Raw genomic sequence first — 19,047 nt, 5'->3', positions numbered from 1 at the left:
GAGGTGCACCCATGACGACGCACGCGGGCACGGTGGACGAGGTCCAGCGCCTCGTCGACGAGCTCGCCGACGAACTGGGCCGCTCGATCGTCGTGAACGACCCCGGGATGCACCTGCTCCACGTGACGCGCCACTTCGCCGACGAGGACGCGGTGCGGGTGCGGGCGGTGCTGCAGCGCGACCCCGGCGCCGACGTCGCCGCCTACGTCCTCGGACTGGGCGTCGCGACGTGGACCGGACCCGGCGTCGTCCCGCCGGACGAGACACTCGGGCTGCGACGCCGGGTGTGCGTCCCGATCCGCCGGGACACGCGGCTGCTCGGGCTGCTGCTCGTGATCGACGCCGACGCGACGCTGTCGGACGACGAGCTCGACCGGCTCGGCGCGGCCGCGACCGTCATCGGTGCCTGCCTGGCCGACCGTGAACTGGAGGCCGCCCGCACCTCGGCCGCCACGGAGCGGCACACGGCCGCCCTGCTCGACGGCGGCCCCGACGAGCGCGCCGAGGCGCACCGCGCGCTGGTCGCGGGCGGGCTGCCGGACGCCCCGCACGCGGTGGTGACCGTGGTCGAGGCGCGCGGCCCGGCCCGCACGGGCGAGCTGACGCGGGTCCTGCGCAGCACCGTGGGCGCCCACCTGCGGCGCGGCGTGCGGCCCGGGGTCGCGGTGGTGGCGGGCCGGCGGGTCCGCCTCGTGGAGGTCGGGCCGCGGCCGGTCGGCCGGGACGAGGTCGCCGCGGTCGCCCGACGACTCGTCGCGGCGGTGCGCTCGGCCGTCGGGCCCGCCGGGGAGGTCCGCGTCGGCGTCGGCGGCGACGTCGCGGGCCTGCCCGCCGCGGCCCGGTCCGCCGGCCAGGCCGAGCTCGCGCTCCGCGGCGCCTGGTCCCTGGCCCGGCACGGCGACGCGGCCCGCTGGGAGGACGTCGCCGACCACGCCCTGCTGCTCCGCCTGCCCGACGAGGCCCTCGGCCCCGACCTCGTGCCCGAGCCGCTGCGCCGCCTCGTCGAGCACGAGTCCGGCGCGCGGCTGCGGGCGACGCTGGAGGTCTTCCTCGACCTCGCCGGCTCCGTGCCGCGCACCGCGGAACGGCTCCACCTGCACCGGACGTCGCTCTACTACCGGCTGCGCCGGATCGCCGAGATCACCGGCACCGATCTCGACGACGGGCGCGACCGGCTGGTGCTGCACCAGGGTCTGCGGGCACTGGAACTGCTCGACGGGCGCGGCTGACCCGACAGACTCGACAGAACGAGGACGCGGAGCCCGGCGGCCTCCGACATCGGTCGGTCGTGGCGCGGGTCACGCCCACGGCACCCTCCCCCCATGCCGACCTTCACCACCGCCGACGACGTCGCCCTGACCTACTCCGACCGCGGCGGCCGGGGCGTCCCCCTGGTCATGCTGCACGGCTGGGGCCAGACCCGGGCGATGTTCCACCACCAGCTCGACGGGCTGGACCGGCGCGTGATCACCCTCGACCAGCGCGGTCACGGCGAGTCCGCCAAGCCGCACCACGGCTACCGGATCGCCCGCCTCGCGCAGGACCTCCACGAGTTCCTCGACCACCTCGGCGTCGAGGAGGTGGACCTGCTCGGCTGGTCGATGGGCGTGTCGGTCTGCTGGAGCTACCTCGACCAGCGCGGGTCGGCCCGCGTCCGGCGCCTCGTCGCGGTCGACCAGCCCGCCGCCGTCGCCGCCGTGCCGTGGATGAGCCGCACCGAGCAGCAGCAGTGCGGGGCGATCTTCGACGTGGCCGGCCTGGTCGCCCTCGGCGGCGAACTCGCCGGGGAGAAGGGCGAGGCGGCACTGGAGGACTTCGTGCGCAGCATGTTCTCGGGTGAGCCGAAGCCCGACGTCTGGGAGTTCGTCCGGCAGGAGATCCGGTCGACGCCCGCGTACGCCGGGGTCCCGCTGCTGTTCGACCACTGCGCCCAGGACTGGCGCGACGTCCTCCCCCGCGTCGACGTCCCCACCCTGGTCCTCGGCTGCGACGGCAGCCACGTCGCGCCGTCGTCGCAGGAGTACATCGCCGACCAGATCCCCGACGCCCGGCTGCACGTCTTCTCCGCCGACGAGGCCCGCTCGCACTTCCCGTTCCTGGAGAACCCCGAGCGGTTCAACGCCGTCGTGGAGGAGTTCCTCGGCGCAACGTCCTGAAGCTCCGGGGGCCGCGCGATGGAGTTCTTTGCGTCCTTCCCGACGACGGGTCGGTGAAGGTTGCGCCGCCGGGTCCCGTCGGATGGCATGTGGGCTCCACCACCACGGGCAGGAGTGGCCGACATGTCCCTGGACAGCCCCGACACGACCGTCTCCCTCGACGACCGCTACACCGCCACGAGCGGGCGGGCGTTGATGACCGGCATCCAGGCCCTGGTGCGGCTGCTGCTCGACCAGCGCCGGCTCGACGAGGCCCGCGGCCTGGACACGCGGGTCTTCGTCTCGGGCTACCAGGGGTCGCCGCTCGGCGGGTTCGACTCCGAGATCGGGCGGGCCCGGCGGCACCTCGACCCGGCCGGCGTCGTGTTCACCCCCGGGGTCAACGAGGAGCTCGCCGCGACCGCGGTCGCCGGGTCCCAGCTGCTCGACCGCGTGCCCGGTCGGCGCCACGACGGCGTCGTCGGGTTCTGGTACGGCAAGAACCCCGGCCTCGACCGGGCGGCGGACGCCATCCGCCACGGCCAGCTCGTGGGCACGGCGGCGCAGGGCGGTGCGGTCGCGGTGATCGGGGACGACCCGGCCAGCAAGTCCTCGACCGTGCCCAGCTCGTGCGAGCCGATGGCCGCGAGTCTGTCCCTACCGCTGCTCGCGCCCGGGTCGGTCGCCGAGGTCGTGGAGCTCGGGCTGCACGCCGTCGCGCTGTCCCGGGCGAGCGGGCTGTGGACCGGCCTGAAGATCATCGCGGACGTCGCCGACGCCTCGGCGACCGTCGACCTCGGGGCACTGGCGCCCGACGTGCTCGGTGTCCCGCACCCGCCGTCCGGAACGCGTCCCGCCCCGTCGGCGCTGGTCGGGCCGGCCGCGCTCGACGCGGAGCACGACGTCCTCACCCGTCGGCTGGACCTCGCGAAGGCCTACGCCCGGGACACCGGGCTGAACCGCATCGCGTTCAGCGCGCGGCGGGCACGGCTCGGGATCGTCGCCTCGGGGACGAGCTACGCGACGGTGGTGCGCGCCCTGGACGACCTCGGGCTCGGCGAGCCGGAGCTGGACGCGCTCGGGGTGCGGCTGGTCCGGCTCGCGATGCCGTTCCCGGTCGACCACGAGGCGCTCGCGGAGATGACCGCCGACCTCGAGGAGGTGCTGGTCGTCGAGGACAAGGTGCCGTTCCTGGAGGGCCACGTCCGCCAGGCCCTCTACGGCACCGTCCCCGCGCCGCGCGTGGTCGGCCGCCGCGACGACCGGAACCGCCCGCTCCTCTCCGCCCGCGCCCAGCTGGCCGCGGAGGACGTGGCGAAGGCCGTGGCCGCCCGGCTCGTCGCGCTCGGCGCCGAGCTGCCCGCGGCCGCCGTCGCGCACCTCGACGCCCTCACCCCGCCGCGGCCCTCCCGCATCCCGCTGACCACGGCGGACACGCCCTCGCGCACGCCGTACTTCTGCTCCGGCTGCCCGCACAACACCTCGACCCGGACGGACGACGACACGCTCGTCGGGGTGGGCATCGGGTGCCACGCGATGGTCGCGCTCGACACCGCGCACCGCGGCCACCAGGTGGGCATGACGCAGATGGGCGGCGAGGGCGCGCAGTGGATCGGGCTCGCCCCGTTCACCGACGACCGCCACCTCGTGCAGAACCTCGGCGACGGGACGTTCCACCACTCCGGCTCGCTGGCGATCCGCGCCGCGATCGCCGCCGGGGTGTCGATGACCTACAAGCTGCTCTACAACGACGCGGTCGCGATGACCGGCGGGCAGCGCGCCGAGGGCCGCCTCGACGTCCCCGCCATCACCCGGGAGCTCGCGATCGAGGGCGTGCGCCGCATCGTCGTCACCACCGACGAGCCCGGGAAGTACGGCCGCGGCGACCTCGACCCGATCGCGACCGTGCGCCACCGCGACGAGTTCGCGGCCGCCGAGTCCGAGCTGGCGGCCGTCGAGGGCGTCACGGTGCTGATCCACGACGACCGCTGCGCCACCGAGGAGCGCCGCCTCCGCAAGCGCGGGGAGCTGCCGACGGCCACCGAGCGGGTCGTGATCAACGAGCGGGTGTGCGAGGGCTGCGGGGACTGCGGCGACGTGTCCACCTGCCTCTCGGTGCTGCCCGTGGAGACCGAGTTCGGCCGCAAGACCCGCATCCACCAGGCGTCGTGCAACTCCGACTACTCGTGCCTCAAGGGCGACTGCCCGTCGTTCCTGCTGGTCGAGCCGGGCACGGTGGCCCCCCGGGCGGTGCCCGACCTGCCGGTGCGCCTCGTCGACCGCACCGAGCGGACCCTTTCCGACGAGGTCCTGCTGCGGATGCCGGGCATTGGCGGCACCGGCGTCGTCACCGTCTCGCAGATCCTGCAGATGGCCGCCCACCTCGACGGGTCGTTCGCGGCCGGGCTCGAGCAGGTCGGGCTCGCGCAGAAGGGCGGGCCGGTCGTCTCCGACGTCCGCATCGCCAAGCACCCGGTCGACGGCGCGCTGCGCGCCTCGCGGGGCAGCGCCGACGTGGTCGTCGGGTTCGACCTGCTAGGCGCGGCCGACCCGGCGACGCTCGGGGTCGCACGGGCCGGGCACACCGTCGCCGTCGTGAACACCTCGCTGACGCCGACCGCCGCGATGGTGACCGGCCGGGTCGTGCTGCCCGGCTCCCCCGACGACGCGCTCGAGAAGCTCGCCGCGGTGACCGCCGAGGTCCACCACGTCGACGCGCAGCGCCTGTCCGAGGCCCTGTTCGGCGACCACCTGCCCACCAACGTGCTGCTGCTCGGCGCCGCGTGGCAGCACGGCGTGGTCCCGGTGTCGGCGGAGGCGATCGAGCGGGCGATCCGGCTCAACGGTGCCGCCGTCGAGACCTCGCTCGCCGCGTTCCGGTGGGGCCGGGCCGCGGCGATCGACCACGACGCCGTCCTCGCGGCCGCGGTCCCGGCCGCACCCGCCGTCGTGACCGTCGACGCGCACTCCGCCGCGCTCGCCGCCGGGGTCGAGGGGATCGAGGACCTGCTCGCGACCCGGATCGCCGACCTCACCGGCTACCAGGACGCGGCCTACGCCGCGCGCTACGCGGAGGAGGTCCGGCGGGTCACCGCGCTGGCCGCGGAGGCCGTGGGTCCCGACGACGGGTCGCGGGTCGGCGCGGCCTACGCCCGCGGCCTGCACCGGCTCATGGCCTACAAGGACGAGTACGAGGTCGCCCGCCTGCACCTCGACCCGGTCGAGGTCGCCCGCCGCGAGGCCGAGTACGGCGCCGACGCGGACGTGTCGGTGATGCTGCACCCGCCGGTGCTCCGCGCCCTCGGGATGGAGCGCAAGATCCGGCTGCGCGGACGGGCGGCGGACGTCGCGTTCCGCGGGCTGCGGGCCGCCCGCCGGCTGCGGCACACGCCGTTCGACGTGTTCGGGCTCGCCGGCGTGCGCCAGGTGGAGCGGGCCCTCGTCGGGGAGTACCAGCAGGCGGTGCGGACGGCCGTGGACCGGCTGCCCGGGCTCACGGTGGACACGGTGCTCGAGATCGCGGGGCTGGCGGACGACGTCCGTGGGTACGAGGAGGTCAAGCTCCGGAACGTCGAGCGCTTCCGCGCCCGGCGCGACGCACTGCTCGGCTGAGCGCGAGGGAGGTCCCGTGGGGGTGGTCGGCGCGCTCGACGGCTTCCAGCGCCGCCACCGCTGGGCCGGCCTGCCGATCGCAGTGCTGTGGAAGTTCATCGACGACGAGGGCACCTACCTCGCCGCGCTGATCACCTACTACGGCTTCCTCTCGCTGTTCCCGCTCCTGCTCCTCGCGCTGACGGTGCTCGGCTTCGTCCTGCAGGACGACCCGGCGCTGCAGCAGGCCCTGGTGAACTCCGCGTTGCGGAACTTCCCGATCGTCGGCGACCAGATCGGGGAGAACGTCCGCTCGCTTCAGGGCAGCGTCGGCGCGCTCGTCGTCGGGATCGTCGTCAGCCTCTACGGCGGGCTCGGCGTGACCGTGGCCGTGCAGAACGCCTTCGCCCGGATGTGGGTGGTGCCGAAGGCCGAGCGGCCGGCCCTGCCCACGGCGTACGCGCGCGGGGCGCTCGCCGTCGTGGTGCTCGCCGCCGCGATCGTCGCGGCCGCCGCGCTGACCGCGCTGGGCGGTGTGCTCGCGGGGCTCCCGACGCCGCTGTACGTGGGCGGCCGCATCCTCGTCACCGTCGCCGGGATCGGGGTCAACGCGGCGCTCGTGGTGCTCGCGTTCCGGCTCCTCACGCCGCGGGCGCTGACGATGCGCCAGGTGCTGCCGGGGGCGGTGCTCGCCGCCCTCGCCTGGTACGTCCTGCAGACCCTCGGCGCCTACCTCGTGCAGTACCAGCTGCGCGGGATGAGCGCGAGCTACGGGATCTTCGGCATCGTGCTGGGCCTGCTCGCGTGGATCTACCTGAGCGCGGTCGTCGCCCTCTTCTGCGCCGAGCTCAACACCGTGCGTGTGCTCCGCCTGTACCCCCGCAGCCTGCTCTCGGCCTTCCCGGACGACACCGACACCACCCCGGCCGACGAGCGCGCCTACGCCGCCTACGCCGCGGCGGAACGGCTCAAGTCGTTCCAGACGATCGACGTCGAGTTCGACCCGACCGCCACGCCCCCACGTGGTGAGGAGCGGCCGGAGCTCTGACCCCCTTCCCTCCCGCCCTCCCTCCTTCCGGTGGCAGGAAAGCGTCGTTGCTGTCATCCAGTGGCAGGAACGCCGCATCGTCGACGGGCGGTTGCGCCCGCCCGGTACGCTGACGTACCGTCTCAGAGCGGTACGGATTCGTACCGACGACGTCGAGGAGGCCGACAGCGATGAGCAGCGTGCGGGACAAGGTCACGGTCGTGACCGGGGCCGGGTCGGGCATCGGGCGCCGGCTCGCGCTCGAGCTGGCCCGACGGGGCGCACGGCTCGCCATCTCCGACGTCAACGAGACCGGCCTGACCGAGACCGGCCTGACCGAGACCGCCGACCAGGCCAAGGCGCTCGGCGCCGAGGTGCACACGGCGCGGCTGGACGTGGCCGACCGGGACGCGGTCGTCGCCTACGCCGCGGCCGTCGAGGAGCACTACGGCGTGGTCCACCAGATCTACAACAACGCCGGGATCGCCTCGTCCGGCACGGTGCTCGACGGCGAGTGGTCGGAGTACGACCACGTGCTCGGCATCAACCTCTTCGGCGTCATCAACGGCACCAAGGCGTTCCTGCCCGCGATCGTGCGGTCGGGCGACGGGCACGTGGTCAACGTGTCGTCGCTGAACGGAATCATGGCGCAGCCCGGCATGTCGGCGTACTGCACCGCGAAGTTCGGCGTCCGGGGCTTCACCGAGACGCTGCGCGCGGAGATGCTCGCGAGCGGCGCGCCCGTCGCCGTGACGGTGGTGCACCCGGGCGGGGTGAAGACCAACATCGCGACCGCCGCCTTCGAGCGCGGCTCCGCCGCCGGGCAGACCACCGCCGCCGACGAGGCGCGCGTGAAGGCCTACAACGAGAAGCTCCTGAAGATGCCCGCCGACCAGGCCGCGACGATCGTCGTCGACGGCGTCGAGGGCGGGAAGCCGCGCGTGCTCGTCGGCAACGACGCCAAGCTGGTCGACCTCTTCGTGCGCCTCGTGCCCCGCTTCTACCCGGCCGCCCTCGTGCGCTTCGGCGGGAAGGTGCTCGGCGGTCGCTGACCCGCTCTACCCGAGGGCCTGCACGCAGTGTCGGAGGTCCTCCAGGAACCGGGCCCGCCGCCCGGCCGGGAGGGCGGCCACCATGCGTTGCTCCACGGCCGCGACGACGGCGCTCGCCTCCGCCAGGGCGCGGCGGCCGGCCGCCGTGAGCTCCACGGGACGGGACCGCCCGCTGGTCGCGGTGGCGGGGCGGGTCAGCAGGTCCCGCGCCTGGAGCCCGCGGAGGACCTCGTTCATCGTCTGGCGGGTGACGAAGGTGGCCCGCGCGAGCTCGGAGTTCGAGAGCCCGGGGCGCTGGCCGAGGACCTCGAGGCACGAGTACTGCGACACCGTCAGCTCGAGCGCACGCAGGTCCCGGTCGAGGGCGACCCGCAACGCGGTGGCGGCGAGCTTCAGCGCGTAGCCCACCGAGCCCTCCAGGTCCCCGACGCCGCCCTCGGGCGCGACGTCCCGGTCATCGGACACCGGCCATCTCCCTCGTCCGCTCCTCGCGCAGGGCCCGCAGGTGGACCGCCGCCCAGGTCCGCAGCGGCCGCCACGCCTCGGCGATCCGGTCGAGGTCGGCCCCCGGGCCGTACCGCTCGACGATCTCGGCCTCCAGGCGGCGTTCGTGACGGGGCACGGCGTTCGGGGCGTTGGCCCCGCGCAGCACGACGAGTTCGGCCGCGAAGGGCCCGATGCCCCGGATCTGCTGCAGGTCGGCCACGGACCGCTCGGGGTCGGCGTGGTGCAGTGCGGCACCGTCGAGCCGCCCCTCGAGCGCCGCGTCGGCGACCGCGTGCAGGTACTCCGCCTTCCGGCCGGGCAGGTCCAGGTCCAGTCCCCGCAGCACCGCCGGGGCCGGGAAGGCGCCCTCGTCACCGTGGCGCCCGATCAGCTCGGTGCGCAGGCGGGCCGCCACGACGATCCGCAGGCGTTGCGCCAGGACGGCCCACGCGGCCGCCTCGTACGGCGAGTGGAAGCCGCAGGGGCGCAGGCCCGGCAACGCCCGCTGGGCCTGCCCGATCACGGGGTCGGCCGCCCCGATCCCGGGCCAGCCGCTCGCGTCGACGTCGAGGGCCAGGAAGCGTGCGACCTGCGCGGCCGCCGCCTCGAGGTCCCCGGCGCCGCGCACCCGGACGCGCGCGACGTCGCCGTCCTGGGCGACCTCCGCGTGGACGGGCGTCCAGTCGGTGTCGCTGCGGAAGGTCGTGGTCAGGTGGCCCCCCGCGGCCGGGGGGAGCGCGGCCGGGGCGAAGCCCTCCCAGAAGGCGGCGCCGGTGGCGAGCGACCACGGGCCTCGGACCTCGACGGTCGTCTCCAGCGTGCGCATCAGGCCTGCTCGTGGACCGTGACGGCGTAGCCGTCGGGGTCGGCGAAGGTGAACTGGCGACCGAAGGGCCCGTCGACGGGGTCGGCGAGGATCGGGACGTCCGCCGCGTCGAGCGCGTCGTGCAGACCCTGGGCGTCGTCCGCCGCCAGCCAGAGGGCGACGCCGTGTCCCGGGCGGGGCGACGTCGCGTCCAGGTCGACCCCCGGCTGCGGCTCGCGGACGGCGAACGGCACGGGGCTGGTGGTGAAGACGACCGCTCCCGGCGGGGACGCGGGCGCGCGGTGGAGCCCGAGCCGGGTCTCGTAGAAGGCGGCGGCCCGGTCGAGGTCACGGACCTGGAGGGCGAGGAAGGACGGGCCGGTGACGGCGGGCATGGGGACTCCTCGGGGACAGCGATGTCAGGGGCCTGACATACGAGAAGCTATGTCAGGCCCCTGACACGCGCAAGGGCGAGGTCTTGCGAACGGGCCGGACTCCGTGCACCATCCAGTTGGATGGTCCACGGATGACGAGAGGCGGGTCGTGGGGGAGGACAAGACCGAGAAGATCACCGTCAACCTCGGGTTGGTCGATCTCGGGCACATCGACCTCCTCGTGCAGGAGGGCTTCTACACGACCCGGACCGACTTCATCCGGACCGCCATTCGCAACCAGCTGAACGCCAACGGCCCGGCCCTCGAGACCACGGTGGCCCGCCGGACCCTGGTGCTCGGCACCCAGCACTTCTCCCGCGCCGACCTGCAGGCCCTGCAGGACCGGGGCGAGCAGATCCACATCCGGGTGCTGGGACTGGCGAGCCTCGCCGAGGACGTCTCGCCCGACCTGGCGGTGGCCACCATCGCCTCGGTCGAGGTCCTCGGCGCGTTCCGCGCGAGCCGGGCCGTCAAGGCGGCCCTGGGCCCGCGGATCGTGTGAGCCGCCGGCGGCGTCGGGGACCTCCCCTCGCCACGCACCTCGTCCGAAGGGACGACGCATGACTTCACCACGAGGCCGCCGGTTCGTCCGCGCGCTCGTCGACCACTGCTCCCGCCTCCCGACGGCCGGGGGCCCGCAGTCGGCCAGGATGGCGGAGGCCACCCGCCTGACCCGCGCCGGCCGGCTGACCGAGGCGATGACCGTCCTGCAGGGCGCGGGCAGCGTCCCCACCACGACCGGTGTCTTCCCGACGATGCCCGGCGCCTTCTCCGCGGGCCCGCGTGCGGCCGGGCCGGACCCGTCGTCGGGACGGATCTCCCGCGGCACGGTGAGCGGGCCCGCGGGGACCCGGGCCTACCGGCTCGTCCGGCCGACGCGACCGCAGGAACGCCCGCCGCTGTTCGTGATGCTGCACGGCGGCACGCAGGACGCGGACACGTTCGCCGCGGCCACGGGGATGGACGACCTGGCCGAGCGGGAGGGGTTCCTCGTCGCCTACCCGGAGCAGTCCCGGTCGGCGAACGCGATGGGCTACTGGAACTGGTTCGAGCCCGCCCACCAGGGCCGGCACGGGGAGGCCGCGCTGATCGCGGCCGTCATCGCCGAGGTGTCGGCGGCGCACGGCGTCGACCGCGACCGGGTGTTCGTCGCCGGCTTCTCCGCCGGGGCCGCGATGGCGGCGGTGATCGGTGCGGCCTACCCCGACCTCGTCGCCGGCGTCGGGATCCACTCCGGGCTGCCGGCGGGCGCGGCGCGCGACGTCGGGTCGGCCTTCGCGGCGATGCGCGGGGCGCCGTACCGGGTGCCGGCGACGTCCGTGCCGACGATCGTGTTCCACGGGGCCGACGACCCGACGGTGGCCGCGGTCAACGGGAGCCGCGCGGTCGAGGCCGCCCTCGCCGACCACCCCGGCTGCGCCCGCACCGTGGAGCACGGCCACGGCGCTCGGGACTGGACGCGCGAGCGGTGGACCGACGGGGACGGGAACGTCCGCGCCGAGCACTGGACGGTGCGGGGCAGCGGACACGCCTGGTCGGGCGGCCGGGCCGGCGGGTCCTACACCGACCCGGCTGGCCCGGACGCGAGCGTGGCGATGGCGGAGTTCCTCGCAGAGATCACGCGCTGAGCGCGGCGGCCAACCGTTCGAACCCCTCGTCCAGCGGGACCTGCGGCGCGTAGCCCAGGTCCCGCTTCGCGGCCGAGATGTCGAACCAGTGGTCGGTCGCGAGTTGCCGGGCGAGGAAGCGGGTCATGGGCGGGTCACCCACCGACACGATCCGTTCCAGCCCCTTCCACACCGTCTCCACCACGGCGCCGGCCGCCACCGCCACCGGCAGCGGGACGGTCGCCGAGACGGGCGGCAGCCCGCCCGCCGTCACGATGCCGTTGACCAGTTCGTGCACCGGGCGGGGATCGCCGGACGTGATGAAGTACGGCCGCCCGGCGCACGCGGCACCGGGGACGAGCCGGTCGGCGGCGTCGAGGTGGGCCTGCGCGGCGTCGTCGACGTAGGTCGTGTCGATGACGGCGGCGCCGTCGCCGACCAGGCGCAACCGTCCCGACCGGGCGCGGTCGAGGATGCGCGGGACCAGCTGCGTGTCCCCCGGCCCCCAGACGAGGTGCGGGCGCAGCGCCACGGTCGCGAGGTCGGGCGAGTTCGCCGCCAGCACCAGCCGCTCCGCCTCGGCCTTCGTCTCCGGGTACGGCGAGTCGTAGTGCGTGGCGTAGGGCAGGGACTCGTCGCCGCCGCGGATGTCGGCGCCGGCGTGCACCACGCTCGGCGTGCTGGTGAACACGAACCGCCGCACGCCGGCCGCCCGACAGGCGTCGAGCAGGGCCCGCGTCGCGTCGACGTTGCTGCGCCGGTACGACGACGCCGCTCCGGAGATGCCCGCCCGGGCCGCGACGTGGAACACCACGTCGACCTCCGCCACAGCGGCGCGGGCGACGGCGGGGTCGGCGAGGTCGCCCCGCATCGTCGCCACCCCGCGGGCCCGCAACGCGGGGTAGTCGCCGCGGGCCACGCTGGTCACGTCGTCGCCGCGCGCGAGCAGCGCGTCGACCACCGCACCGCCGAGGAAGCCGCCGCCGCCGGTCACGAGGGCCCTCATCCGAGCTCCCCCGCCGCCCAGCGCCCGAGCGCCTCCCGGTCGATCTTCGAGTTGTGCCGCGGGTCGACCGGCAGCGCCCGGTGCAGCAGGAACGTCTCGATCGGCTTCGTCCGCGGGTCGCTCGCGGCCAGCGCCCGGAGCTCGTCGACGAGCTCCGGCGTCCAGCGCCCGCCCTCGAGCAGCTCGACGACCGCGACGGGCGTGCGGTCCGACGACGGGCCGGTCCCGACGAGGGCCGTGCGCCGGACCGCCGGATGGCGGTTCAGCACCTCCTCGCACGGCACGCTGTACAGCGGCCCACCCGCGGTGTGCACCACGTGCGCCACCCGCCCGGCGAACCAGAGCCGGCCGGCGTCGTCGAGCGAGGCGAGGTCGCCGGTGCGGTGGGCGAGTCGGCCGTCCCACGAGAGCTTCGCGGCCGCGGTGGCCTCTGGGCGCTCGGCGTAGGCGGGGCTGACGACGGGTCCGCGGACCACGACCTCCCCGACCTCACCGTGTCCGACCAGCATCGACGGCTCCAGGCGGGTGACGGCCCCCTCGGTCGGGCGCACGAGCGCGACGTCGACGCCCGGGACCGCGCGCCCGACGCAGATGCCGTCGTCGGGCAGTTCGAGCAGTTCGTGGCTGCCGATCGACGCGACGGGCAACGCCTCGGTGGCCCCGTAGGGCGTGTGCACCTGCGCGCCGTCGGGCAGCAGCGCCAGCACGCGGCGCTGCACGTCGCGCGGCACCGGGGCGCCCGCGGAGATGACCTGACGCAGCGTCGGCAGGTGGGTGTCGGCCGGGGCGCCGCGGCCGAGCCGGTCGAGCACGGCGGGCGAGCCGAACATCACGGTGGCCCCGGTCCGCTCGGCGGCGGTGACCAGCCGCGACGGCACGACCTTCCCCGGCTTCGTCGGGTCCATCCGCGGCACCACGGTCGTCATGCCGAGGGCGGGTCCGAACAGTGCGAACGGCGGGAACGTCGCCAGGCTGACGTCGCCGGGACCGAGGCCGTAGAGGTCGCGCACGAGGTGGGCCTGCGCGAGCAGCCCCTCCTCGTGGTGCTCGACGCCCTTCGGCGGGCCGGTGCTGCCGCTGGTGAACAGGATCGCGGCGGGGGTGCCCGCGGGCCGCGGGAGCGGCGGCAGGGCCCGGCGTCGGGAACCCGCCCGTTCCAGCCGACGCAGCGAGAGCGTGCCGGGAACCGGCACCGGGCCGGCGGTGACCGCGATCCGCGCGAACGGGCACCACCGCAGCGCGCGCCGGGCGAGGTGCGCCTTGGCGATCCCGACGAAGGCCTCGGGTGCGGCCTCGTTCAGACACGAGCGCACCCGGTCCAGCCCGATGCCCGGGTCGACGACGACGGGAACGGCCCGCACCCGCAGCAGGGCGTAGGCGAGGACGAAGAAGTCGGCGGTCGGCGGCACGAGCAGCGCGGTTCGGGTGCCGGGGCCGATCCCGGCGGCGAGGAGCCCCGCCGCGGCGTCGGCCACCCGACGCTGCAGGGCGCCGAAGGTGACGGTGCGCGTGCGGCCGAGCGGAGCCGGCAGGACGAGCGCGGCGGCACGGGAGCGGGCGACGGCGTGCTCGGCGAGCATGCCGTCGAGGCTCTCGGCGGTCATCGCAGCCCTCACCGACCCGCCGTCAGGAAGCGCCGGACCCGGGGGACGATCCGGTCCGCGGCGTCCTCGAGGACGTAGTGCCCGGCGTCCGGGTAGCGGTGCACCTCGGCGTGGGGCAGGTGCGCGACGAGGTGGCGCAGGATCGTCTCGTCGAAGACCGGGTCCTTCATCCCCCAGTGCACCTGGACCGGGTGGGTGTCGAGCTCGGGGAGCCGCTCGGCCAGGCGGACCAGCACCGGGTGGGCCGGGTCGGCGGGACCGGTCGGGATGTCCTGGACGAAGGCGTGGACGGCGACGCGGTGCTCCGGGGAGTCGTACGGCTCGAGCAGGCCGCGGCGGGCCTCGGCGCCGAGCCAGGGCCGACCGCTGCCCAGCGCGAGCGCGCCGAGGGAGAAGGCGTTGAACCGCCGGACGAGGACGTCCCCGACGACGGGCAGGCGCGCGGCCTGCAACGTCCAGGGGATGCGCTTGTCCGCGGGCAGCGGGAAGGCGGCGCTGTTGAGGACGACGATCCGGTCGACCTGATCGAGGTGCTCCGCGGCCCACGAGAGGCCGATCGGGCCGCCCCAGTCGTGGACGACGAGGTGGAGCGGCCCGTCGAGGTCGAGGTGCTCGACGAACGCGCTCAGGTCGGCGACGCGCCGCGCGAGGGTGTGCGGGTAGTCGGCGAGCGCGGGCTTGTCGGAGCGGCCCATGCCGATGTGGTCGGGCGCGATCGCGCGGAACCCGTCGTCGGGCAGCGTGGTCAGCAGCGAGCGCCAGTAGAACGACCACGTCGGGTTGCCGTGGACGTGCAGCACCGGGGTGCCGGCGCCCTCGTCGACGTAGGCCATCGTGTGGCCGCCGATCTCGACGGTGCGGTGGTCCAGGGCGAAGCCGGTGGTCACCAGATCACCTCGGCCGCCGCGGCGTTGATGCCGCTGCCGACGCCCATGAGCATGACGCGGGAGCCGTCGGTGACGGTGCCGTCCTCGACCGCCTTCGACAGCACCGTCGGAACCCCGGCCGGGCCGATGTTGCCGAAGTGCGGGAACTGCGAGGGGAAGCGCGCGATGTCGAGCCCGAGCTGGTCGGCGACGGCGCGGGTGTGCACCTTCGAGACCTGGTGCAGGCAGTAGACGTCGTAGGAGCCGGTGTCCCAGTCGAAGGCCGAGACGGCGTCCTTCCAGGCCCGCCCGGCGAGCTCCATCCCGGCGGCGAGGAGCCCACCCGAGTCGGTACGCATCTCGTCGGCCTGTCCGACGCAGAGCTGCGCGTTGCCCATCGTGCTGGCGCGGCCGAGCCCGCCGAGGAAGCGGTGGCCGGTGCTGCCGCGGGACAGGACCATGGCGACGGCGCCGGAGCCGACGGTGAGCGTGGCGAACTGCTGGTGGAACATCTGCCGGGTCGCGTCCTCGCCCGCGAGGCGGGCGATCGTCGATTCCATCGCGAATCGACTGGTCTCCCCCGCGACGACGAGTCCGTGGTCGATCTCGCCCGCCTCGATCATCGTGGCGACGACGTTCATGCCGTTGAGGAATCCGAGGCAGGCGTTGCCGAGATCGAAATTACCCGCCTCGGGCGACAATTCCATGCGGCCGTGCACGATGCTCGCGGTACTCGGTTCGAGATGGTCGCGGGAGACCGACGTGTTGATCAGCATGCCGATCTCGTCCCGCGCGACGCCGCTGTTCGCGAGGGCCTTCTCCCCCGCCTGCGCGGCCACCTCGCTCGGCATGGTGCCGTCGTCCCACACCCGGCGCTCGACGATGCCCGACAGCTTCTCGAGCAGGCCGGGCGTGATCCGGAGCCTCGTCAGGGTGCCGCCCAGCCGGTCCTCGAGGTCGGAGGAGGTGACCACGTGCGGCGCGTCGACGTGCGCCAGTCCCGTGATCACCACGTCGTCGTAGCGCTGTGCCGCTCTCATGAATCCGAGAGTGCGCGATTGTTCGTGGGGGCGCCATGAGAGGTATTCCGGACAACGCGTGCCCCTTACCGCGCGTTCCCGTTACCAGGGATCATAAGCAACGTGCGGTAACAGGAAGATCTGTCCGGATCGGTGGTCCGAACGGTGGCCGCTGCTCGGGAATTCGGCAGCGGCGCACCGTACGGCACTACTTCCGGGTACCGCGACGAGGGCGATGCGATGTTTCCATCAATCTCCGCCGCACCATCCCTGGCACTCGGCGTCGCAGCAGCAGCCGCACACGCACACCGGCGCCTCGTCGTGGTCCATCCCGGCAGCGATGAGCTCGGCGTGGAGGACGAGCAGCGGCCAGGCCTCCTCGGACACCTCGTCGTCGGGATCGGTCAGTCCCGTGGTCCGCTCGAAGGCCTCCGCAGCGTCGCCCCGGAGGATCGCGAGCTGCGCGAGCCGGAGATCCCGACGTCGGTGGCCCGGTCCGCCGCCCGCGACGAAGTGCTCCTCCGCCCGCTCGAGGTCACCGCGGCGGAAGGCGATCTCGCCGCGGAGGTCCTGCTCCCACGCCCCGTGGCGGAGTCCGCTGAACCCGGGTTCGGGGTGTTCGAGCGTGAGCAGCACGTCCTCGGCGCTCTCGTGGTCGTCGGCGTCGAGACAGCGCTGCGCGCGCCGCAGGCGGTCGCCCTCCCGCTGGGCCGCGGCCTCCACCGCGGCGGCCTTCTCGGCCCGGCGTCGGGCCTGGGCGTCCTCGGTCCACCCACCCGCGGCCGCCTGCCGGAGCAGCGGCGCGGCCTCCGCCGGGCGACCCGCCCGGAGGTGGGCACGCGCGGCCTTCCACGCCGCCTCGGCGGCCAGTGCCGCGTCGGGGCCGGACACCGCCGCCTCCCAGTGCCCCAGCGCCACCCGGCCGTCGGGGAGCCAGGCGTCGATGTCGCCGAGCGCGATCAGGGCGCGCTGGTGCGGCACCGCCGCGGCGAACACCGGGCGCAGCGCCGCCCGGATCTCGTCGTCGGTCCGCCACCGCGCGAGCAGGCGGGCGGCCTCGTCGAGCGGGGCGGTGGGGTCGGGGCAGGGGCGTCCGAGCTCGGCCGCGACACGCAGCGCGTCGCGGCGCGCACGGTCCCGGTCAGGTGCGGCCATGCGTTCATCGTGGGTCCGGCACGCCTGGGCCGCGACGGATTTTCCCTGCTCAGGGGACCGTGTAGGGGTCTCCGTAGACCGAGAACGAGAGCGGGGTCCGCAGCGCGAAGTTCCCGTCGCGTGCGAACTTCTGCTGCAGGTCGGTGATGCGGGTGACGTCGGTGTGGGCGGGCTCGGAGCGCATCACCGCGATCCGGACCTTCCAGAACGCGGCGAGGTAGTCCTCGAGGTCGCCGCCCTGGGCGGGCGCCTTCGCCTGCTTCTTCGCCGCCGCACGGATGCCCCCGAAGCTCTGCGCATCGTTGCCGGGCCCGTGCACCACCATGGCGTCGTAGTAGACGAACTGCCCGAGGGGCGGCAGCCCGTCGGCCTTCGCGGCCGCCACCGCCGGGTCGAAGTAGGCCGTGTCGCGGAGCCGGTCCTGCGCGGCGGTGAACCGCCGGTCGGTCGCCGCCTCCCGCCAGGCCTCCTCGAACGCCTCGCCGAGGCCGTCGTGCGAGGCGCTCCCGTTCACGGCCTTCAGCGCTGGGAGGAACCCGGCGAGCGGGTTGCCGGGCGCTGCGGCCGTGTAGTTCCGGACCAGCGTCAGCATGTCGCCGGTGCCCGACGTGAAGCCGATGATCCCGCCGGTGTAGCCCCGGCCGTCGCCGATGTCCTCGAGGTAGCCGTACTGCGAGCGCCAGTCGAGCGTCGAGTTCTCGGCGGCGGACACCAGCTGCATCGCGACGTCCTTCAGCACCGGGTCGTGGAGGTCCGTCGGCGCCGGGGCAGCGGTGCCGGTCGGTGTCGCGGGCGGGACGGGTGCCGTCGCGGACGTCGGCGTCGCGGCGAGGGGGGCGACGACCGGCGCCCGGTCGCTGCCGCATGCCGTCACGAGCAGCAGCGCCGCGGCGCAGGCGGCCACGGCGAGCGGCGAACGCCTCACGGGCACCGGGACGACCTCCCCCTCCAGGAACGGAAAAGGCCGGCCCGGAAGCGTCCGGACCGGCCCTGACCTGCGGAGCCGCCTTCGGGATTCGAACCCGAGACCTACGCATTACGAGTGCGTTGCTCTGGCCGACTGAGCTAAGGCGGCAGCAGGGCCAAGTGTAGGGGACCTGCTCCGCACCCCGGACGGGCGGGGTCGGCAGCGGCCCGAGCGGTCGAGGACGGGTGTCCGCCCCGCCTGAGAGGGTGCGGGGCGTGGAGCTCCGCGACGTCCTGCCGGCGACGACGACCGACCGCGCCTGGGTGACGTGGGCGGTCGGGCAGATCACCGCCGACACCCGGCGCTCGGCCGACACGCACCTCCTCCGGCCGCCGATGTCGGGCGGGGTCCAGCTCTACCTCAAGGACGAGTCGACGCACCCGACCGGCAGCCTCAAGCACCGGCTCGCCCGCAGTCTGTTCCTCTACGCGCTGTGCAACGGCGACATCGGCCCGGGCACGACCGTCGTCGAGGCCTCGTCCGGCTCGACCGCGGTCAGCGAGGCCTACTTCGCGCGGCTCGTCGGGCTGCCGTTCGTCGCGGTGATGGCGCGGTCGACCAGCGTGCGCAAGGTGCGGCTGATCGAGCGCGAGGGCGGCACGTGCGCGTTCGTCGACTCCCCCGGCGAGGTCTACGCCGAGGCCCGGCGGATCGCCGACGAGCGCGGCGGGCACTACCTCGACCAGTTCACGCACGCGGAGCGCGCCACCGACTGGCGCGGCAACAACAACATCGCCGAGTCGATCTTCGACCAGCTCGCCGAGGAGCCGCACCCGATCCCGACCTGGATCGTCGTCGGTGCCGGCACCGGCGGCACCAGCGCGACCATCGGCCGCTACCTGCGCTACCGCGGCCACGCGACCCGCCTCGCCGTCGTGGACCCGCAGGGCTCGGCCTTCCTGCGCCACTACGCCGGGGAGGAGCCGACCGGGCCGGGCTCGCTCATCGAGGGCATCGGGCGGCCGCGGGTCGAGCCGTCGTTCGTCCCGCGGGTCGTCGACCGGATGCTCGGCGTTCCCGACGGCGGGTCGGTGGCGGCGATGCGGTTCCTCGCGGATCGCTTCGGGATCGACGCGGGGCCGTCCACCGGGACCAACGTGTTCGGCGCGCTGCACCTGCTGGGCGAGATGGCCGCGCGGGGCGAGCAGGGCAGCGTCGTGACCCTGATGTGCGACCGGTCCGACCGCTACCGGGCCACCTTCGGCAACGACGCCTGGCTGCACGCGCAGGGGATCGACCCGGCGCCGTACGCGGAGGCCGTCGCCGCGGGTTGGGCGGCGCTCGAGGCCTGAC

General features: G+C 74.8%; 17 protein-coding genes and 1 tRNA gene. 8 read left to right on the top strand and 10 right to left on the bottom strand.

Going from position 1 to position 19,047, the window contains the following annotated elements; genetic code table 11:
- Window positions 1–11: 11 nt before the first annotated feature.
- From LN037_RS22720 to LN037_RS22700, 5 genes are all read left to right on the top strand, one after another.
- Complete coding sequence (locus LN037_RS22720; RefSeq protein WP_230757311.1) at window positions 12–1,229, top strand: PucR family transcriptional regulator; 1,218 nt, start codon at window positions 12–14, stop codon at window positions 1,227–1,229.
- A gap of 93 nt (window positions 1,230–1,322) precedes the next feature.
- Window positions 1,323–2,156 (top strand): alpha/beta fold hydrolase, encoded by an 834-nt coding sequence (locus tag LN037_RS22715; RefSeq protein ID WP_230757310.1) that lies wholly within the window; start codon window positions 1,323–1,325, stop codon window positions 2,154–2,156.
- A 123-nt stretch (window positions 2,157–2,279) separates the two neighbouring features.
- Window positions 2,280–5,747 carry an indolepyruvate ferredoxin oxidoreductase family protein gene (locus LN037_RS22710; RefSeq protein WP_230757307.1) on the top strand — a complete coding sequence of 1,156 codons (3,468 nt, stop codon included), beginning with the start codon at window positions 2,280–2,282 and terminating at the stop codon, window positions 5,745–5,747.
- A 16-nt stretch (window positions 5,748–5,763) separates the two neighbouring features.
- On the top strand, window positions 5,764–6,774 hold the full coding sequence (locus LN037_RS22705) for a YihY/virulence factor BrkB family protein (RefSeq protein WP_230757304.1): 1,011 nt from the start codon (window positions 5,764–5,766) through the stop codon (window positions 6,772–6,774).
- A 170-nt stretch (window positions 6,775–6,944) separates the two neighbouring features.
- The gene (locus tag LN037_RS22700; RefSeq protein ID WP_230757300.1) at window positions 6,945–7,805 is read left to right on the top strand and encodes an SDR family NAD(P)-dependent oxidoreductase; all 861 of its coding nucleotides are present in this window, start codon (window positions 6,945–6,947) and stop codon (window positions 7,803–7,805) included.
- 6 nt (window positions 7,806–7,811) lie between these two features.
- Here LN037_RS22700 and LN037_RS22695 read toward each other — a convergent pair whose 3' ends face one another.
- From LN037_RS22695 to LN037_RS22685, 3 genes are read right to left on the bottom strand one after another with little or no spacing between them, the layout of a single operon-like run.
- A complete protein-coding gene (locus LN037_RS22695) occupies window positions 7,812–8,270 on the bottom strand; it encodes a MarR family winged helix-turn-helix transcriptional regulator (RefSeq protein ID WP_230757293.1) in 459 nt (152 codons plus the stop codon).
- Window positions 8,260–9,117 carry a DNA-3-methyladenine glycosylase family protein gene (locus tag LN037_RS22690; protein WP_230757289.1) on the bottom strand — a complete coding sequence of 286 codons (858 nt, stop codon included), beginning with the start codon at window positions 9,115–9,117 and terminating at the stop codon, window positions 8,260–8,262. The genes LN037_RS22695 and LN037_RS22690 overlap by 11 nt, the downstream gene beginning before the upstream one ends.
- The gene (locus LN037_RS22685) at window positions 9,117–9,491 is read right to left on the bottom strand and encodes a VOC family protein (RefSeq protein ID WP_230757285.1); all 375 of its coding nucleotides are present in this window, start codon (window positions 9,489–9,491) and stop codon (window positions 9,117–9,119) included. Before LN037_RS22685 ends, LN037_RS22690 begins: the two co-directional genes overlap by 1 nt.
- Before the next feature lie 148 nt (window positions 9,492–9,639).
- Here LN037_RS22685 and LN037_RS22680 point away from each other — a divergent pair, with 148 nt between their 5' ends.
- Window positions 9,640–10,032 (top strand): ribbon-helix-helix domain-containing protein, encoded by a 393-nt coding sequence (locus tag LN037_RS22680; protein ID WP_230757282.1) that lies wholly within the window; start codon window positions 9,640–9,642, stop codon window positions 10,030–10,032.
- Window positions 10,033–10,090: 58 nt separating this feature from the next.
- Window positions 10,091–11,158 (top strand): extracellular catalytic domain type 1 short-chain-length polyhydroxyalkanoate depolymerase, encoded by a 1,068-nt coding sequence (locus LN037_RS22675; RefSeq protein WP_230757279.1) that lies wholly within the window; start codon window positions 10,091–10,093, stop codon window positions 11,156–11,158.
- Here the strand turns inward: LN037_RS22675 and LN037_RS22670 are convergent.
- The 7 genes from LN037_RS22670 to LN037_RS22640 form a co-directional block, all read right to left on the bottom strand.
- A complete protein-coding gene (locus tag LN037_RS22670; protein ID WP_230757276.1) occupies window positions 11,148–12,143 on the bottom strand; it encodes an NAD-dependent epimerase/dehydratase family protein in 996 nt (331 codons plus the stop codon). The two genes, LN037_RS22675 and LN037_RS22670, sit on opposite strands and share 11 nt — an antisense overlap.
- Window positions 12,140–13,747, bottom strand: coding sequence for a fatty acid CoA ligase family protein (locus LN037_RS22665; RefSeq protein ID WP_230757268.1), 1,608 nt, complete (start codon window positions 13,745–13,747; stop codon window positions 12,140–12,142). The genes LN037_RS22670 and LN037_RS22665 overlap by 4 nt, the downstream gene beginning before the upstream one ends.
- Window positions 13,748–13,755: 8 nt before the next feature.
- Window positions 13,756–14,634 carry an alpha/beta fold hydrolase gene (locus tag LN037_RS22660; RefSeq protein WP_230757261.1) on the bottom strand — a complete coding sequence of 293 codons (879 nt, stop codon included), beginning with the start codon at window positions 14,632–14,634 and terminating at the stop codon, window positions 13,756–13,758.
- Window positions 14,631–15,653, bottom strand: coding sequence for a 3-oxoacyl-ACP synthase III (locus LN037_RS22655; RefSeq protein ID WP_230757252.1), 1,023 nt, complete (start codon window positions 15,651–15,653; stop codon window positions 14,631–14,633). Before LN037_RS22655 ends, LN037_RS22660 begins: the two co-directional genes overlap by 4 nt.
- 228 nt (window positions 15,654–15,881) lie before the next feature.
- Window positions 15,882–16,787 carry a hypothetical protein gene (locus LN037_RS22650; protein ID WP_230757244.1) on the bottom strand — a complete coding sequence of 302 codons (906 nt, stop codon included), beginning with the start codon at window positions 16,785–16,787 and terminating at the stop codon, window positions 15,882–15,884.
- A gap of 49 nt (window positions 16,788–16,836) precedes the next feature.
- A complete protein-coding gene (locus LN037_RS22645; RefSeq protein ID WP_230757241.1) occupies window positions 16,837–17,718 on the bottom strand; it encodes a chitosanase in 882 nt (293 codons plus the stop codon).
- Window positions 17,719–17,788: 70 nt separating this feature from the next.
- Window positions 17,789–17,862: transfer RNA gene (locus tag LN037_RS22640), tRNA-Thr, on the bottom strand.
- Between the two features lie 98 nt (window positions 17,863–17,960).
- Here LN037_RS22640 and LN037_RS22635 point away from each other — a divergent pair.
- Window positions 17,961–19,046 (top strand): PLP-dependent cysteine synthase family protein, encoded by a 1,086-nt coding sequence (locus LN037_RS22635; RefSeq protein WP_230757508.1) that lies wholly within the window; start codon window positions 17,961–17,963, stop codon window positions 19,044–19,046.
- Window position 19,047 lies beyond the last annotated feature (1 nt).

It is taken from the genome of Actinomycetospora soli, assembly GCF_021026295.1.
Taxonomy (GTDB): domain Bacteria; phylum Actinomycetota; class Actinomycetes; order Mycobacteriales; family Pseudonocardiaceae; genus Actinomycetospora; species Actinomycetospora soli.
The sequence above is the reverse complement of the archived record's forward strand: the minus strand, read 5'-3'. Positions and strand labels throughout refer to the sequence as shown.

What these genes read in the sequence shown, in the direction of transcription:
- LN037_RS22685 (WP_230757285.1), bottom strand. Translation starts at nt 9,491, where the DNA reads ATGCCCGCCGTCACCGGCCCGTCCTTCCTCGCCCTCCAGGTCCGTGAC.
- LN037_RS22655 (WP_230757252.1), bottom strand. Translation starts at nt 15,653, where the DNA reads ATGAGAGCGGCACAGCGCTACGACGACGTGGTGATCACGGGACTGGCG.
- LN037_RS22675 (WP_230757279.1), top strand. Translation starts at nt 10,091, where the DNA reads ATGACTTCACCACGAGGCCGCCGGTTCGTCCGCGCGCTCGTCGACCAC.
- LN037_RS22700 (WP_230757300.1), top strand. Translation starts at nt 6,945, where the DNA reads ATGAGCAGCGTGCGGGACAAGGTCACGGTCGTGACCGGGGCCGGGTCG.
- LN037_RS22715 (WP_230757310.1), top strand. Translation starts at nt 1,323, where the DNA reads ATGCCGACCTTCACCACCGCCGACGACGTCGCCCTGACCTACTCCGAC.
- LN037_RS22665 (WP_230757268.1), bottom strand. Translation starts at nt 13,747, where the DNA reads ATGACCGCCGAGAGCCTCGACGGCATGCTCGCCGAGCACGCCGTCGCC.
- LN037_RS22710 (WP_230757307.1), top strand. Translation starts at nt 2,280, where the DNA reads ATGTCCCTGGACAGCCCCGACACGACCGTCTCCCTCGACGACCGCTAC.
- LN037_RS22690 (WP_230757289.1), bottom strand. Translation starts at nt 9,117, where the DNA reads ATGCGCACGCTGGAGACGACCGTCGAGGTCCGAGGCCCGTGGTCGCTC.
- LN037_RS22650 (WP_230757244.1), bottom strand. Translation starts at nt 16,787, where the DNA reads ATGGCCGCACCTGACCGGGACCGTGCGCGCCGCGACGCGCTGCGTGTC.
- LN037_RS22720 (WP_230757311.1), top strand. Translation starts at nt 12, where the DNA reads ATGACGACGCACGCGGGCACGGTGGACGAGGTCCAGCGCCTCGTCGAC.
- LN037_RS22670 (WP_230757276.1), bottom strand. Translation starts at nt 12,143, where the DNA reads ATGAGGGCCCTCGTGACCGGCGGCGGCGGCTTCCTCGGCGGTGCGGTG.